The 13,599-nt window shown below is 49.5% G+C and carries 22 protein-coding genes and 1 pseudogene; 21 read left to right on the forward strand and 2 right to left on the reverse strand.

All coding sequences use genetic code 11. The annotated features are described in order from the left end of the window. Positions 1 to 185 precede the first annotated feature (185 nt). The 4 genes from H8Z83_RS16830 to H8Z83_RS16845 all read left to right on the forward strand — a co-directional run bounded on the left by H8Z83_RS16830 (position 186) and on the right by H8Z83_RS16845 (position 2,265). Positions 186 to 749, forward strand: a complete 564-nt coding sequence (locus tag H8Z83_RS16830) for an antirestriction protein ArdA (protein WP_187016127.1) — start codon at positions 186 to 188, stop codon at positions 747 to 749. A gap of 9 nt (positions 750 to 758) precedes the next feature. After that, on the forward strand, positions 759 to 1,313 hold the full coding sequence (locus H8Z83_RS16835) for a coiled-coil domain-containing protein (protein ID WP_187016128.1): 555 nt from the start codon (positions 759 to 761) through the stop codon (positions 1,311 to 1,313). A 20-nt stretch (positions 1,314 to 1,333) separates the two neighbouring features. After that, complete coding sequence (locus tag H8Z83_RS16840; protein ID WP_187016129.1) at positions 1,334 to 1,537, forward strand: hypothetical protein; 204 nt, start codon at positions 1,334 to 1,336, stop codon at positions 1,535 to 1,537. A gap of 80 nt (positions 1,538 to 1,617) precedes the next feature. Beyond that, positions 1,618 to 2,265, forward strand: coding sequence for a hypothetical protein (locus H8Z83_RS16845; RefSeq protein WP_187016130.1), 648 nt, complete (start codon positions 1,618 to 1,620; stop codon positions 2,263 to 2,265). A 436-nt stretch (positions 2,266 to 2,701) separates the two neighbouring features. On the opposite strand, the gene H8Z83_RS20255 is transcribed toward H8Z83_RS16845, so the two are convergent. Then, positions 2,702 to 3,052 (reverse strand): helix-turn-helix domain-containing protein, encoded by a 351-nt coding sequence (locus H8Z83_RS20255; RefSeq protein ID WP_337786554.1) that lies wholly within the window; start codon positions 3,050 to 3,052, stop codon positions 2,702 to 2,704. Between the two features lie 122 nt (positions 3,053 to 3,174). On the opposite strand from H8Z83_RS20255, the gene H8Z83_RS16855 reads away from it, so the two are divergent. The 16 genes from H8Z83_RS16855 (at position 3,175) to H8Z83_RS16930 (ending at position 12,320) form a co-directional block, all read left to right on the forward strand. Next, positions 3,175 to 3,537, forward strand: coding sequence for a hypothetical protein (locus H8Z83_RS16855; RefSeq protein ID WP_187016131.1), 363 nt, complete (start codon positions 3,175 to 3,177; stop codon positions 3,535 to 3,537). A 98-nt stretch (positions 3,538 to 3,635) separates the two neighbouring features. Continuing rightward, positions 3,636 to 3,983 carry a hypothetical protein gene (locus H8Z83_RS16860; protein WP_187016132.1) on the forward strand — a complete coding sequence of 116 codons (348 nt, stop codon included), beginning with the start codon at positions 3,636 to 3,638 and terminating at the stop codon, positions 3,981 to 3,983. A gap of 272 nt (positions 3,984 to 4,255) precedes the next feature. Continuing rightward, complete coding sequence (locus tag H8Z83_RS16865) at positions 4,256 to 4,591, forward strand: hypothetical protein (protein WP_187016133.1); 336 nt, start codon at positions 4,256 to 4,258, stop codon at positions 4,589 to 4,591. A 2-nt stretch (positions 4,592 to 4,593) separates the two neighbouring features. Further along, positions 4,594 to 5,232: a hypothetical protein gene (locus H8Z83_RS16870; protein WP_187016134.1), complete on the forward strand. Its 639-nt coding sequence runs from the start codon at positions 4,594 to 4,596 to the stop codon at positions 5,230 to 5,232. Next, positions 5,225 to 5,524 carry a hypothetical protein gene (locus tag H8Z83_RS16875; protein ID WP_187016135.1) on the forward strand — a complete coding sequence of 100 codons (300 nt, stop codon included), beginning with the start codon at positions 5,225 to 5,227 and terminating at the stop codon, positions 5,522 to 5,524. Before H8Z83_RS16870 ends, H8Z83_RS16875 begins: the two co-directional genes overlap by 8 nt. Positions 5,525 to 5,591: 67 nt before the next feature. After that, the gene (locus H8Z83_RS16880; RefSeq protein WP_187016136.1) at positions 5,592 to 5,942 is read left to right on the forward strand and encodes a hypothetical protein; all 351 of its coding nucleotides are present in this window, start codon (positions 5,592 to 5,594) and stop codon (positions 5,940 to 5,942) included. Further along, positions 5,935 to 6,261, forward strand: a complete 327-nt coding sequence (locus H8Z83_RS16885) for a hypothetical protein (RefSeq protein WP_187016137.1) — start codon at positions 5,935 to 5,937, stop codon at positions 6,259 to 6,261. The genes H8Z83_RS16880 and H8Z83_RS16885 overlap by 8 nt, the downstream gene beginning before the upstream one ends. Positions 6,262 to 6,328: 67 nt before the next feature. Then, a complete protein-coding gene (locus H8Z83_RS16890) occupies positions 6,329 to 7,081 on the forward strand; it encodes a metallophosphoesterase (protein WP_187016138.1) in 753 nt (250 codons plus the stop codon). After that, entirely contained in the window at positions 7,078 to 8,367 is a 1,290-nt protein-coding gene (locus H8Z83_RS16895) for a hypothetical protein (protein WP_187016139.1), read from the forward strand. Before H8Z83_RS16890 ends, H8Z83_RS16895 begins: the two co-directional genes overlap by 4 nt. A gap of 128 nt (positions 8,368 to 8,495) precedes the next feature. Next, on the forward strand, positions 8,496 to 9,068 hold the full coding sequence (locus tag H8Z83_RS16900; protein WP_187016140.1) for a metallophosphoesterase: 573 nt from the start codon (positions 8,496 to 8,498) through the stop codon (positions 9,066 to 9,068). After that, positions 9,065 to 9,427, forward strand: a complete 363-nt coding sequence (locus H8Z83_RS16905; RefSeq protein WP_187016141.1) for a hypothetical protein — start codon at positions 9,065 to 9,067, stop codon at positions 9,425 to 9,427. Before H8Z83_RS16900 ends, H8Z83_RS16905 begins: the two co-directional genes overlap by 4 nt. After that, positions 9,388 to 9,735 carry a hypothetical protein gene (locus H8Z83_RS16910; protein WP_187016142.1) on the forward strand — a complete coding sequence of 116 codons (348 nt, stop codon included), beginning with the start codon at positions 9,388 to 9,390 and terminating at the stop codon, positions 9,733 to 9,735. The genes H8Z83_RS16905 and H8Z83_RS16910 overlap by 40 nt, the downstream gene beginning before the upstream one ends. 72 nt (positions 9,736 to 9,807) lie before the next feature. Continuing rightward, entirely contained in the window at positions 9,808 to 10,422 is a 615-nt protein-coding gene (locus H8Z83_RS16915; RefSeq protein ID WP_187016143.1) for an Ada metal-binding domain-containing protein, read from the forward strand. Between the two features lie 128 nt (positions 10,423 to 10,550). Next, entirely contained in the window at positions 10,551 to 11,033 is a 483-nt protein-coding gene (locus tag H8Z83_RS16920) for a flavodoxin (protein WP_187016144.1), read from the forward strand. 64 nt (positions 11,034 to 11,097) lie between these two features. After that, positions 11,098 to 11,589 (forward strand): hypothetical protein, encoded by a 492-nt coding sequence (locus tag H8Z83_RS16925; protein WP_187016145.1) that lies wholly within the window; start codon positions 11,098 to 11,100, stop codon positions 11,587 to 11,589. Beyond that, entirely contained in the window at positions 11,586 to 12,320 is a 735-nt protein-coding gene (locus tag H8Z83_RS16930; RefSeq protein WP_187016146.1) for a plasmid pRiA4b ORF-3 family protein, read from the forward strand. The genes H8Z83_RS16925 and H8Z83_RS16930 overlap by 4 nt, the downstream gene beginning before the upstream one ends. 487 nt (positions 12,321 to 12,807) lie before the next feature. Here H8Z83_RS16930 and H8Z83_RS16935 read toward each other — a convergent pair whose 3' ends face one another. Further along, positions 12,808 to 13,191, reverse strand: a complete 384-nt coding sequence (locus H8Z83_RS16935) for a tyrosine-type recombinase/integrase (RefSeq protein WP_243185103.1) — start codon at positions 13,189 to 13,191, stop codon at positions 12,808 to 12,810. Between the two features lie 125 nt (positions 13,192 to 13,316). On the opposite strand from H8Z83_RS16935, the pseudogene tnpA reads away from it, so the two are divergent. Then, a pseudogene (gene tnpA, locus H8Z83_RS20390) lies at positions 13,317 to 13,511 on the forward strand (IS66 family insertion sequence element accessory protein TnpA); the annotation flags it as partial. Between the last annotated feature and the right edge of the window lie 88 nt (positions 13,512 to 13,599).

Here is a 13,599-nt window from a genome sequence, read left to right on the forward strand (position 1 = left end):
ACCGATGTTATTTGGTTTCTACGAGAATAGATTATCCTGTAACTTTTGTGTATACCCGCGGGGTTTCCTTGTATTCGGGGAAACTCCTCGGATAACAAAACTCACGGGATTAGCTGGCTGGAATGTACCAGGCGCCAATCCTGCAGCATATGAGCAGGATGTTCCTCAGCAAGGAGGGATGACCCTTGCGTAGTGTAATGAGAGCATGCATCGGCTCAAATAGAGCGCCCGATGGCCGGTATGCTGAAATCGATCTCCCTGCCTCTCCTTACCGGCTTTTGAATGCCTTAGACGAGATCGGCATCAAGAGCACAAAAGAGATCGTATATCAGGAAATCCTGAACTATGGCTCCTTCGGATATCTGGAACCTCACTTCGACGAATACACGATGTTGGAGGAACTGAATGCCTTGGCGCAGAAACTCGCGGTCTTCGACCGTGTTGATTCCATTGCCTTCGAGGGATTAGTGAAGATGGCCGAGCAAAAACCGGAACCCTTTGGCGTGAAAGAACTCATCAACTTTGCGCACAGCACAGAGAGTTGCCATGTGGTCAGCGATGTATTCGATGACGAACAGCTTGGCCGCTTTTACGCTGGCAACGGCTTTATGCCAGAATATGAAACCCTTCCTGACAAAATCTATGAACATCTGGACTTTGCCAAAATCGGGCGGGAAGCCAGGGAATCCGAAGGCGGCGTCTTTACCCAGCGAGGCTACCGTCGTTGTACATGGACATCCCACGGCTAGTGCCGTATCGTGTGGCGGTACATCAATCGACTGGATTACGGCAAGAAATACTGTCTTAACTCCATCACGGTTCAAGAAAACGACCTCCACGCCGCCATTGTGCGAGCCCTAAAACGATTCAATGCAGAGAACGAGTCCACATACCTGACGCTGATGAAAGCCACCATTGGCGATGCCATCGGCATCAACGGCGGCTCAGATGAGATTGACCTGCTCACCAGACGAGTCGAGACGCTTAACAAGCGCATGATAACTCTGGTCAACGAGACAATCCAGAGCGGCGGTGATATGGAAAGCAACGAGGATGAATTTAAAGACATCTCCGAACAGATTGAGCAGCTTAACCGCCGTATCGCCGCCATCCAGGACAGCTTAGCCAATGATATGTCCCGGCAAGAGCGTCTCGAGCAGATCCAGAAGGTGATCGAGCAGAGGGAACAGAATAGCGATCAATATGATGACTCCATCGTCCGGCAGATGATCGAGTGCATTAAAGTACACTCGGACGGTAAACTCACCATCATCTTCGGCGGTGGCTATGAAATCGAAGAATCCTTGAAATGATCCGAGAAAGGAGCTACAACATGGAGAACAAACTTCCTGTTACGCAATGCCAGTATTGCGGTTCTCGTGACATTGGTGAGGGCTGGCAGCATGGCGAGGCACTAGTCACCTTCCGCAAGCGTGGCCTGTCAGGAAATCGCCTTCGCTATCTCCTCTGCCGACAGTGCGGAGCCATCCTCTACCAATGTGTCGCTGAGCCCCAGAAGTATAAACAAGCAGATTGAACCAGCAGTTCAATGACAAACGCGTAAATCCACATTATTATGAAGTCAGTGAAACAACAAACGAAGGAGTTGATTGCTATATGAACATGAAAGACGCATTCCGGTTCCAGAACAAGCTACAGACCCTGATGGGTACTGCGCAGGACATTCTGAGCTCCTCTCGGAACATCACTAAGGTCGAGAACACCTATTTGCGCAAGAAGGTGATGCCCGAGGCCGAGGATGAAGTCACTGTCGACCAGCCCACCTCCGAATACAGCGAACAAATCACCTGCGTGGCTGAGTTCCTGCTCTATCTGATGACGGAGAAAGAGAAACTGGGCGCCGCCATCTACCAGGCAAAGGCCACTCTCGACCTGCAGGCTGGTCTCGACGGCGAGATTGGACTCAACAGCACACGTCAGGAACTGGCCGGTCTGTTCCGCCGCATGACCGAGGTGCGTAACTCCGAAACGCTGATCCCTAACGGTGGCACCGGCTTTCGCTTCAACAACGAAGGTAATCAGGTCTCCTACCGCTGCGACGTGAAGAAGGTGGTCACCATCAACTTCGACCGCAACAAGGTGCGCAAGATGTGTGCTGACCTGAGCAAGAAGTCCGACGAGATCTCCGGCCAGATCGATGCGGCAGTGGTCAATACCCAGGTGGCCTATGAAGCCCCCTTCGATGTGAACGACACCTTCTCGGATGTCTTCGAGGCCTTCGCAGTGAAACAGGCCACCGCCTGATTTGCTGTCTTAAAGGGGAACACAGCTATTGAGGGGGCGACGGAATAAGAGGGAGTGGCGACCGGTTCAGGTGCAGACGAACTATAGTGCTGCACACTTTAAGCAAGATGAAAGTCTTGGATTATAAATACTTAAGACACGCAGTCTTTAACTGCTCCATATACGGATATTGAGAGGATAAAACCCTCTTGAGACCGAAGAGGTCAAGCTCCGTATCAAGCAGCGATCACCGCACTGCAGTCTTTCGATCCTCGCTAACTCGATATTCCGTTCAGCACAAACTTACATCTCCATCGAAAGAGGATTTCGCCTCTAATCGGGCGAAAATAGGATTGGTTATCCTATTGCTATAACAGGCATAATGATCGTGCTGGAAACTGAATGCTGCCGTTCTGCTTGCAGAACCCTAACACTCACAGCCCGCACAACAAATGGTTCAAATGATCTTAGACTTCCGTCGCACCCCCAATAGCTGTGTCAATCTACCCCAAAAACGCGGAGAGCAGCAGGCTGCTTTGGCCTGCTGCTCATTCACTAAGATATTCAATTTTGGCCTCGTTTGCACCAGGATCTCATCCATAGTTACATCGAGCAAGGCACCGAGAGCGTACAGGTTGTCGACGGTCGGAAGGCTTTGGCCAGTCTGCCACTTGTAGATGGCACGAGGCTCTTCAAAGCCAAAGTAGGTTTGCAGATCTCGGACAGTGAGTCCCCGATCCTCACGCAGACGCACGATGTTTGCGCCGGTGGCTACAGGGTCAATGACCGGAAAAGGCTTCTTCATCATGGCAATCGCCTCCATTCAAGATTTCCCAGTGGGAAGTATTTAAGAATAATCTATTTGATTTTGAAAAGCAAGACTTTTCGGCCCGATGTAATCTAAATGTTATATTTTCGAGGTGCATTCAAATGGAAAAGGAACGGAATCTTAACTACTGGACGATCCGAAAGTTTTCTCTGTTGTATTCCTATTACGCAATCATTGACACGACAGACTATCTGGCAGACCAACTCTTTGTCAAGAATGAAGTCCGCGTGTGGTTCGGTCAGGAGTACATTTGCCCGGACGGACCCTATTGCGTAATTTTCTGTAAGTGCAGAAAGCGTGATACAGGAGCCTTCGAAAGCGCCATGAATGAACTACCTCGAAAGATGCTCCTGCGTGGTCATACAGATTATATTCAGTTCTGCGAAGGACTCAAAAACAAGATAGCGGCAGCCTGGAAGTCAGGAGGTGAATTACAACATGAGGAAGCTCGTCCCTCTGCATAAGCAGAGCAAAAAGCAAAGAAAGGAGTACAACGCAAAACAGCGAGGCTCCTGGAATGGCATCTCGCCTGTTACGCGCATCGTACCGAATGGTAAAGCTTATGACAGAAATCGAATTAAACGAGAAGATCACCAATTTGCTGAGTGAGAATCCCACCCAGCAGAAGCAAAGCCGTAGACCGTATGCCCGAGAGAACCGAGTGAAGAAGGATGACCGACTCTTGCGGATCATCCAGAGATACTATATTCCTCACGCCGGGTATGTGGACTGCGGCTTTGATAGCACTACGCTCCTGCACTCTGGCAAGTACATCAAATATCCGAAGCACAGCCATTGTCAGCGATGGATGAAGCGGCTGACGTCAAAGAAAACTCGCCGCTGCACCGACCTTGTGAGGAAGGGCAATGAGTACCGCCGCCTGTTTGATTACTGGTGGACACTGTACTGAGTCTTCCTACGGATTGTCCAATAAATCATCACAGAGAAAATCGATGAGAGGGTGTCCTTTGTAATCTTGCTCTGCGCGACAAATCGCATTTGCTCGTCTCTGGTGGGCTTCAAATTCTTTCCACATCGTGGTCATGAAAGAGGCGCCCAAAGAAAATCTTTCGTCGGCAGTATCCAGATGAAGAGGCCTATCCCAAGCTGCTCTTCGCCAGGGACGGTGAGGTCTTCACGCTGGGTGGCAGAGCGCACCTTGTGTTGGGTGGTGCCTACAGTGTGGACAAGTATTATCGGCTGATGAGAGGCTTCAATTGGTGGCCGGACGAACAGCCTTCCGATGAGATCAAGGAAGCCTGCTGGCATAAGATGGAAGAGTGTGGTTTTGTAGTCGACACGGTGCTGTCTCATACTTGTCCATACAAGTACATCCCCCGTGAGGCCTTCCTGCCCATGATCAATCAGGACAGTGTAGATGACTCCACCGAAAAGTGGCTGGACAACATTGAGAGCCGCCTCTACTACGAGCGCTGGTACTGTGGCCACTGGCACATCAGCAAACGGGTCGACAAACTCCACTTCCTGTTCCACGACTTCGAAATTGCAGAGGAATGATAATGAGTGACCAACAATACTATCGAATCCTGCTGGATGACTACTCCGCAGCATCCTTCACCAGTTTCGATAAAGCCTACTTCGGGACTATGTCGGACTTGGAAGGGTGGATAAAGGCCATCGAGGTTGAGAAGTGCTTTGCTGAGCGATTCTCTTCACTCACCAAAACCTTCCGCGCATACCAATCGGGGCAGCACAACATCACCCACAATGTTGCTTATCAGGAGGTTCGCTTCCTCGATAAGGTGACCCTGCTCTACCGAGAGAGCTATACCGCCGAAAAACTGGCTTGGGAGCATCTCAACACCTGGCAGTGGCCGTACTTCATGAGTTGTGAAAAGGTGGAATCCGAACACCTCTGGCTACGATGTAAAGACCGATACTACCGATGCTTCATGGCCAAGTTCTACAGTCTCAAGTATGGCACAGATCCAAACGAGCAAACACCGGCAGGCGGTATGCTGTGGGGGTTCCCTGAAATGCTGGAGGTCGACGATCTGCCGCTGATGTGGAATCGATTGGCCGAACCAGAAAAGAATTTCAAAACACTCGCAGAAGCGCAAGCGGACTGGGAAGCCTTCAGAGCCGCCCCAAACCCTGACTTCAGCGAATTCTGCAACGATATATTTGGAGATGGCTGAATTAACAGATGCTCGTAGAGATGTAAACGAAGCAGATATTAATGTCAGAGAGGAGGCTGTGAAGGCTATGGATAGAACGCGATTGCAGGATTTCCGGAAGCTCTTAAATAACCTTTTCGAGAGCGGAAAATGCTATAGAATAGAGGAAGCCATGGAGCATATCAACTTCGCCAAGGCTGAAATTTCGCTTTGGATGATCATAGACGAAGTACCCGATGGCAGAATCAAGAAATACACACAACTTTCAATGATTACCATTGAGGCCCGGCATCTTCTCTTGCAGAAGAAATGATGGAATCTGAGGCAAAAGTGAAAAACGAAATGTTGATGGAATCAATAAATATGACGAGGAAACAGCCATGAAACCCTACATTGAAAAAAATGACGGCGTTCCAGATAACAATCGCTACAGCGAAGCCTTGGAAGCGGCCAAGGAAACTGTAGAAGCACTAAATAAACTTACAGACCAGGCGTTGGCGCAGTACACAGCACTGGTCGACTCCGCTGTGGCTGGCCACATCACAGATGAGAGGGAATTAGAGCATATCATGGATGGCCTGCTTGACTTTGGTGATGATTTACGGTTCCTCGAAATCTACAAGCGGCTGTGCCGGCACATCTTCTACAAGCATCTGCAAATGGTTGGCGAACACATTTACTTATGGAGAATGCAGTTCGACACCAAAGATGAGGAGGACGAGAATGAATAACCTGAGAAGCAAACTCTCCAACCTGAAGAACGCTTGCCATATCTTTCGGCACTACCTACGCTGGCCGTACCCCATGTACAAGCCCAGCCAGTTCGACAGCTTCAACCATGAGCATACCTGTCTTGCATCGAAGCTTACGAACATTGAACTGAGCGATATCTGTCCTCTGGCTAAGGCAGGACAACCCTTTGAAGTAGCGCGGGAGAATACTTGCGAAGAGTGCAAATACTTCTGCCGTATCCACTATGAAGTTGACCCTGAATATGGTGATAAGCAAGTCCACTTCTGGATGAACGAAGAGATTGTCACATTCTTCTGAATTTAGACTAGCTTTACCCAAAGAAATATGGTATATGTTCGTGTTACCCAGAAAGAGGTGAACCCCTATGATCTATGTAATGTCTGATATCCACGGCCACCGGCGCCGCTTCGACTCTGTCATGAAACAGATCAATCTTCAGCCCGAGGATACCCTCTATATCTTGGGCGATGTAATCGACCGAAACCCTGACGGCATCCGCATACTCCAGCAGCTCAGAGCCATGCCCAATGTTGTTATGCTCTTGGGCAACCATGAGTACATGATGCTCGACGCGCTATACAACATCCCCGATGAGGAGGACGGTTACGCTGATTATCTCCGAGAGAAACGACTGAACCTCTGGTACCGTAATGGTGGTGACGTCACACACAGGTACCTGAAGCATATCCGCAAATCCGTGCGCCAGGAGATCTTAGAGTATCTCGATAAGCTACCTGTAAACATCGAGATCATGGTGAATGGCCAGAAATACCTGCTCACTCACGCGGCACCCGAGGACGAGTATCTCAATTCCAGCATGAAGCATCGGGACGGAAGAGAGTTCGCTGTCTGGCACAGATACCGCAGCCATGACCGTGGCCCCGATGACTACACCGTGATCTTCGGCCATACGCCTACCACGGAGCATCAACTGGCCAAACCTGCTACGATCTGGAACGGACGAAATCTAATCGATATTGACTGCGGAGCGGCATATGAGGAGATTGATGTGTGGGGCATCGTCATCAAGACGAGGCTTGCATGCCTGCGTCTGGATGACATGAAGGAGTTCTACTCCGAAGAGGATCTGAATGAGGAGGGCAATCAAAGAAGATGAGTCTGCCGTTTGATATCAGCGAGAAATTGAAGAGCGTACAAGTTCGGCACTATGTTGAGTGGCTGGGGCGAGACAGCCACTGCGGATACGGTTTCGCCTTCGGCTATGATGAGAAAAGCTATCGATTGATTGACGAGCTTTTTCAGATGCTTCAGGATGTGGAAACAGATGATGAGGATGGAGCTAAAGAGCTTTGGTTGTGCGCCAGGAGAGGGACCATTGATGACTTCGCAAAGCAATACGGAACCTATGAAGAAAACCTCAAAGATGGAACTGTCAAGAACCAGAAAGAGTACGAAGACTATTGGAAGTCTGAGTTTCCTGACGAAGTCGAGTGGTATCGCTTCGTTGCCGTTGAGCATACTGACATCAAATATCGCTGTGTCTTTCTGAGCAACAAGCAGGTACTCGAGATGGACAAGCGACTGGAGTCTGGCTATACACATGACATTTCCGAATTCACCGAATGGCTGGTCGATGCTGTGAAGTTGACCATCGAAGCTGTACGGAATGGCACATATAACGAGAGTGTGGCTCGTCTGCTGCCTTACAAACACCGGACAGGTGTAATCACTCGCGCAGGCCTTTGGAAGCTGTATCCCGAGGAAAAAGAATCCTTCTTCGAAGCCCTGACCCAAGAAGATGTGGATGAGTTCCTTGCCACCGGAACTGAAGACTGCACCGGTTTGCCTGAGCTGAAAGAGATGACAGCAAATGACTTCTATCGGTTTTGCGCCTTGGGCTATGCTGCCAACAATTACGATGGTCAGGCCTTTGCACCCAAAGCGCAGTACTACAGGCATGCCGACGGAAGAGATGATGGTCTGAAGAAGATCGACCCCGACTCAGCCGAGGCTTTTGCAGATTGGCTGGAGAATCGGGAAAAGGGCGGTCATCCTTGGGAGGTTTGCAGAGGTGGTAACTCCACACATGTATCCCTCTATGTGGGGTTGGGCCGAGTGGCCGAGGGCTGCTATCACCTTGCCCTTGCCGCAAAATCCTATGGACGCTGTGTGGAGGCAATCAAGTTCTATCTGGCCCTCAAGCATGCAGGCCTGCCGGTGATCATCTATGGTGCAGAGTTTATAAAGAAGCGCTTGCTCGGCCTGGAGCGAGTGGGTATTGTACCGAATGAAGTGATGCCGTTCTACTGCCACAGCAGATTCCCCGGCGAGGATGTTGACTCCTTCAGACATCTGAATCATGAGAACCCGGATGCCGAGATTGCCCTGATTGAGTGGCAACCGATCAAACCTGTGAAACTAAAGGAGAATGCACATGAGTAAATGCTGCATCTACTGCCGTGTCGCCAACGAATCGACCCCGGCGCACAGTGCCGCGCTGCACAACCAACTCCTATCACTCCGAGCCGCCGCAGAAAAACTCAGCTTATAAGAAAGAGTGGTGAAACACCATGAATTACTTCACCAGTGACCTGCACCTCGGTCACCGCAATATTATCCGCCTATGCAACAGGCCGTTTGCCACCATCGAGGAGATGGACGAAACACTAATCCGAAACTGGAATGCCAAGGTTACCAACGGCGATACCGTCTATATTCTTGGCGACCTGTTGTTCCGAAACGAGAAGCCTGCCGAAGAGTACCTGAAGCAGCTCAAGGGCAAAAAGCACCTCATCATCGGAAACCACGACAGGGACTGGGTCAAGAAGTGCAACCTCGAAGACTTCTTCGAGAGCGTGAATAACCTGCACTTCATTAGTGACGGCAAGCGGCAAATGACGCTCTGCCATTACCCCATGATGTCCTGGCCGCACATGACCAGATGCTACATGGTGTTCGGTCACATCCACGGCAACACCGATGCCGACTACTGGCCGCTCATTCGGGAGAACGATCTGATGCTGAATGCCGGTGCGGATGTCAACGGTTTTGCACCTGTTACCTTTGAGGAAATGCAGGAGAACAACTACCGTCACAAAGCAGGTTGGAACCCTGAACTGTGTACTATGGAGGCCGACCAATGAAATTGAGAGAATATCATCCGCTCTCTGAAATGGAGCGGGTTCCGGCAGAAGAACTTCCCAAGCGGCTTGATGAACTGTTTGACCGCATGGACAAGGAGAATGTTGGCTTTGTTGTTACGGAGGAGGGAAAAGACTCCTGTGTCTTCTGCCCCTACAAGTGGTTTGAACTCGAGTACGAGACAATTGAAGTTGCGGTAGATGAAGTACTCTTGGCTCAGATCAAGGAAATCATTACGCCTCTGGGATGGACTGTAGAGCGGTTGATCGTGCGCTTCCTCGAATGGCTGGTTGATCCTGAGACACAGGAGGAAGCCATCGCATGGCTTATGAAAGCCAAGGAGGAACTTGGAGAGAAATGATAACGAAAGAAACCTTCGTGAAGGCGCTCCAACTCATCCAGGAGCAGCAGGAAATCAATCATCAGTTTGCGAAAGCACTTGACCTTGTCGGGGATGGACACTATGTGTTTGGCGTGAACAACAAGTTTTACGATGCCGCAATGCTCGTCCTCAAAGAAGCGGTGAACGACAAATACGACTACATCAGTTGGTGGCTGTATGAGGGAGAACCAGACTATAAAGTCTGGTCTTCCGATAACACAGAGGAGTGGAATCTGACAGAACCTGAAGCACTGTACGATTTTATCGTTAACGAGTGCCAAGAGTGATGATATAGTCCGTTATATGGGACACCTCCTTCGGTAGAATAACGCCATCAGAAAGAAAAGAGGTGTTATTCCATGTATTACTATAGCAAAAGAAGTAGAAGCAAAATCGTCCATCAAAGTACTTGCCAACATATCCAGAATGTCAGCGTTGAGGATGTCGGTTCCTTCGAGAACCTCGAAGATGCGTATGCAGCAGGTTACCGCCTTTGCCGACATTGCAGCCCTATCGCCAAGCTCTACCGTAAGGAGAGCGATGTGTTGCAGGGATACTGCCAGAGCCATGCCGCCTCTGTGTTTTTCAAAGATCGGTTTATTGGCATTTCAACACCAATCAGCGACTGGCGGATCATCCCCTCTGGCAAAGGCAATGAGGTCGTGCTTTATCATAAAAACACCCTCGGCGACAAGAAGACAGGCCCTGTGCCTGGATATCACCTTCAGTGGGTTAGCCAGAACACGATTTCCGGCTACCTTGAGTACATCAGCGACCATGACCTCTACCGTAATATGCACCCCCTCTATCCTGTTCAGTCAAAGAAAAATAGCCCTCCGCCAATGAAAGGAACGAAGCGCTATCGCAAGGAGCAGAAGAGGGCCGCAAAGAAAGCACGGCGGCAATCTATTGCTCATGTTCTTACCTTGATTGAAAACCTCGACACTCAGGCTCGGGTGGCCCGCTCCATGTGAGGGCGATTCTACATAGGGGATGAAATTCGTTCCATGTTGAAGATGAGTAATAACACAGGCCACACATTGTTATCTCCGAGTCTTTGTGCTATGATAAAAAAACAAACACAAATTGAGGAGCGATCATTGTGAGCAAAAAACTTGTGGCCTATTTCTCGGCCAGTGGCATTACCGCTAAGGTCGCCGAAAATCTGGCCGATTCCATCGGCGCTAATCTTTTTGAGATTAGACCGGAAGTCATCTATACAAGTGCTGATCTTGATTGGACAAACAAAAAGTCTAGAAGTAGCCTTGAGATGAGTGACCCCACCTCTCGTCCTGCAATCGCGAAAAAGCGTGACAATATGGATGAGTATGATACCATCTTCGTAGAGTTTCCAATTTGGTGGTACATTGCGCCCACCATCGTCAATGCTTTTCTGGAAAGCTATGATCTGACTGGCAAAACAATCATCCCCTTTGCTACCTCTGGTGGAAGCGGTATGGGTAAGACGAATGAGGCGTTAAAGCCTAGCTGCACCGGTGCCACATTACTCGAAGGCAAGGTGTGGAAGTCAACCGCAAAGAAGGAGGAACTGTCAGTTTGGGCAGACAGCCTCGCGTGTAGGTAGGAGCCTATTAGATCATTCTATTTCCCTCTGACCGTATACTAAACAATCTGGGAGTAGATTCTATATGCGACAGTTCGTGTGCGAGTGTTTGAATTGCGGTCTCAAAAAAACACGCCAATTCAAAGAAGAACCTTATCCCGAATATGGCGAAGTGTTTGTCGCACATTGCAAGGTTTGCGATAGTGATCAAAACCATACAAGAGTCCTGACGAGGAAGACACAGGCTGAACTAAGGCGTCGCCAGGAGGAAGAAGACCTGAAAAAGAGTATATCCGACCAATGTGCGAGGCATGGGTTCACCTGTCGATTTCTGTACCAGTCAGTAATCATCACAACCCCTTTGGCAGACTGGTGCTTTGATTATCATGAAAAGTACAAGACCCTTTATCACGAAAATACGCCCAACACGAAGTATCTAACAGGACACTATGTTAAGGCTCATACCCAATTCAAAGGGAAAAAGATGACTGTCTCTGCTGTCATCGAGTACATTGCCAGCCATGAGGGGTGGCGAGCAGAGCAAAGAAGCAAAACAACCAAAGAGAAAAGTGAATGATGGAGGTAATGCCGGTGGCGAGTCAGCCGATTTATCAGTTCTACGCTGAATTGAAGGATTACAAGCCGTTGATATGGCGCCGCTTTCAAGTGGCAGGAAACATCACCCTGGCGCAGCTTGGCTATGTTACGATGACTTTGTTTGAGATGAAGGGTAGCCATCTGTTCCATCTTGAATACTCTGTGAATGAGAATATGCCTGACGATGATCCTGCATACCAAAGCGAGCCAGACAAGATCCTGCGATATGATATTGCCGGTGGCGACTCATTCCCTGAAACGATGATCAGCAATACTTATGCGGCTACGGAAATGACACTTCGCAGATTTACCAGCAGAGGTGACGCAACCTTTCACTTCTTCTATGATTACGGCGATGGCTGGGAAGTAGTGCTGCGACTGGAGGAAGTCTTCGAAGATAGCGAATTACCGGGCAAGGAACTGCCTCGGGTGCTTGAAGGCCAAGGCTTTGGTATCATCGAAGACTGTGGTGGCCCAGCTGGTCTGGAACACTTAAGAGAAGTGTTCCAGCAGAAATCGAGTCCCGAATATCAGTCTATGCGGGAGTGGTTGGGAACATCAGAAGTGGATCTCTCTGTCTTTGACCTCCAAGACCTGAATTTCAGGTTAAAAAAATTGCCTCGGATTTTCCGAGACTTATACGAATATGATTATCCACCAACGAAGCATTCCATTGACTTGCTTGACCGCAAGTATTGCAAAACCAATTAAGTATGACAAAGAGCATGATCTCATTGGATGCAAAAAGAGCCGATGCCTTTCTCCAGACCTACGACGCATATTCGGCCACGGTGGGAGAGGACATCTGCTCTACGGGAGAACGTGTAACCCTGGACAACGGAGAAGTCAAGCGCAGATTTCTTCCATGAAGCCCTTGTTGCGACATGGGCAACTGACTGCACAGCAAAATATCAAAGGCAGAATGCCATGTATCTATTTTGGTCTCAACCTGTTTTGCAGCCAAGTAGCAATGAGACCACCGTGCGTTGCAATTATTGAAAGAGCAAAATGCTTGAAATTACTGATATAAGTGGATTCCAAGGCCGAAGTCGCCAGGTATCTAAATCGGTCGCACCTGCCAGAAAGTCCTGATTTCTTGCGAAATCAGGACTTTTTCCGCACTTTTGCGCGCAATAACTTGCTTGCCGATTTTTCTGACCCAAACGCTGACCCAAACGGGAGCGGATAGCGGAAAGGTCTATACCGTACGGGATAGGATATTGCCCATTGTTTTTGCCGCTTCACGCTTGGCCGAGGTCGTTACATGAGCGTAAGTGTCCAGCGTGAAGCCTGCTGAAAAATGCCCCAGCATACCAGACACAGTTTTGATGTCCACACCGTTTTGCAGTGCCAGCGTTGCGAAGGTGTGGCGCAGGTCATGGAAACGCACCTTCGGCAACCCTGCCCGCTTCAGGACTCGGTGCAGCATATGCAACACGCTATCCGGTGACATGGGGCCTCCGGTTGGGGACGGAAATACCCATTCGCTGTTACCCGTTTTTCTTCTTTGTTGCATCAGAACGTCTATCGCGTCTACCGACAGCGGCAGGGTGCGGTAGGCGTTTTTTGTTTTCAGCGGCATCTCGTAAGCGTCAAGTGTAGCGGCGGATTCAAGGTTACCCGCGAAAATGAGAGAATACCACCGTATAGAACGTAGAGTCCACGCGCTATGCGTGGACTCTACGCGAAAAACGGAGGTAGATCACAATGGGAGAACTTCGGCAGTTAAATGAGCAGAACAAACTGGCGATATGGGCCGAACGGGTCACAGAATGTAGAAACAGTGGGCAGAGCGTACTGGCATGGTGCAAAGAGCATGGTATCTGTAGTCAAACATATTACAAGTGGCAAAAACGGCTGTTTAGTGTGGGCAAGACAGCAATAGTCAACGTTGATCCCCCTCCTTCCCCTCTCCAGCGCAAACAGGGCCGGCCAGAAATACTTCTGACCGGCCCGTATCTTTTTCCCTCGTTTGCTGGCTGGCAGCTCC

The sequence above is a fragment of the Dysosmobacter segnis genome (genome assembly GCF_014297285.1).
GTDB classification, from domain to species: Bacteria; Bacillota; Clostridia; order Oscillospirales; family Oscillospiraceae; genus Oscillibacter; species Oscillibacter segnis.

Excerpts from the sequence above, each read along its gene's own strand:
- H8Z83_RS16840 (WP_187016129.1), top strand. The coding sequence starts at position 1,334 with ATGGAGAACAAACTTCCTGTTACGCAATGCCAGTATTGCGGTTCTCGT.
- H8Z83_RS16845 (WP_187016130.1), top strand. The coding sequence starts at position 1,618 with ATGAACATGAAAGACGCATTCCGGTTCCAGAACAAGCTACAGACCCTG.
- H8Z83_RS20255 (WP_337786554.1), bottom strand. The coding sequence starts at position 3,052 with ATGATGAAGAAGCCTTTTCCGGTCATTGACCCTGTAGCCACCGGCGCA.
- H8Z83_RS16855 (WP_187016131.1), top strand. The coding sequence starts at position 3,175 with ATGGAAAAGGAACGGAATCTTAACTACTGGACGATCCGAAAGTTTTCT.
- H8Z83_RS16860 (WP_187016132.1), top strand. The coding sequence starts at position 3,636 with ATGACAGAAATCGAATTAAACGAGAAGATCACCAATTTGCTGAGTGAG.
- H8Z83_RS16870 (WP_187016134.1), top strand. The coding sequence starts at position 4,594 with ATGAGTGACCAACAATACTATCGAATCCTGCTGGATGACTACTCCGCA.
- H8Z83_RS16875 (WP_187016135.1), top strand. The coding sequence starts at position 5,225 with ATGGCTGAATTAACAGATGCTCGTAGAGATGTAAACGAAGCAGATATT.
- H8Z83_RS16880 (WP_187016136.1), top strand. The coding sequence starts at position 5,592 with ATGAAACCCTACATTGAAAAAAATGACGGCGTTCCAGATAACAATCGC.
- H8Z83_RS16885 (WP_187016137.1), top strand. The coding sequence starts at position 5,935 with ATGAATAACCTGAGAAGCAAACTCTCCAACCTGAAGAACGCTTGCCAT.
- H8Z83_RS16890 (WP_187016138.1), top strand. The coding sequence starts at position 6,329 with ATGATCTATGTAATGTCTGATATCCACGGCCACCGGCGCCGCTTCGAC.
- H8Z83_RS16895 (WP_187016139.1), top strand. The coding sequence starts at position 7,078 with ATGAGTCTGCCGTTTGATATCAGCGAGAAATTGAAGAGCGTACAAGTT.
- H8Z83_RS16900 (WP_187016140.1), top strand. The coding sequence starts at position 8,496 with ATGAATTACTTCACCAGTGACCTGCACCTCGGTCACCGCAATATTATC.
- H8Z83_RS16905 (WP_187016141.1), top strand. The coding sequence starts at position 9,065 with ATGAAATTGAGAGAATATCATCCGCTCTCTGAAATGGAGCGGGTTCCG.
- H8Z83_RS16910 (WP_187016142.1), top strand. The coding sequence starts at position 9,388 with ATGGCTTATGAAAGCCAAGGAGGAACTTGGAGAGAAATGATAACGAAA.
- H8Z83_RS16915 (WP_187016143.1), top strand. The coding sequence starts at position 9,808 with ATGTATTACTATAGCAAAAGAAGTAGAAGCAAAATCGTCCATCAAAGT.
- H8Z83_RS16925 (WP_187016145.1), top strand. The coding sequence starts at position 11,098 with ATGCGACAGTTCGTGTGCGAGTGTTTGAATTGCGGTCTCAAAAAAACA.
- H8Z83_RS16930 (WP_187016146.1), top strand. The coding sequence starts at position 11,586 with ATGATGGAGGTAATGCCGGTGGCGAGTCAGCCGATTTATCAGTTCTAC.
- H8Z83_RS16935 (WP_243185103.1), bottom strand. The coding sequence starts at position 13,191 with ATGCCGCTGAAAACAAAAAACGCCTACCGCACCCTGCCGCTGTCGGTA.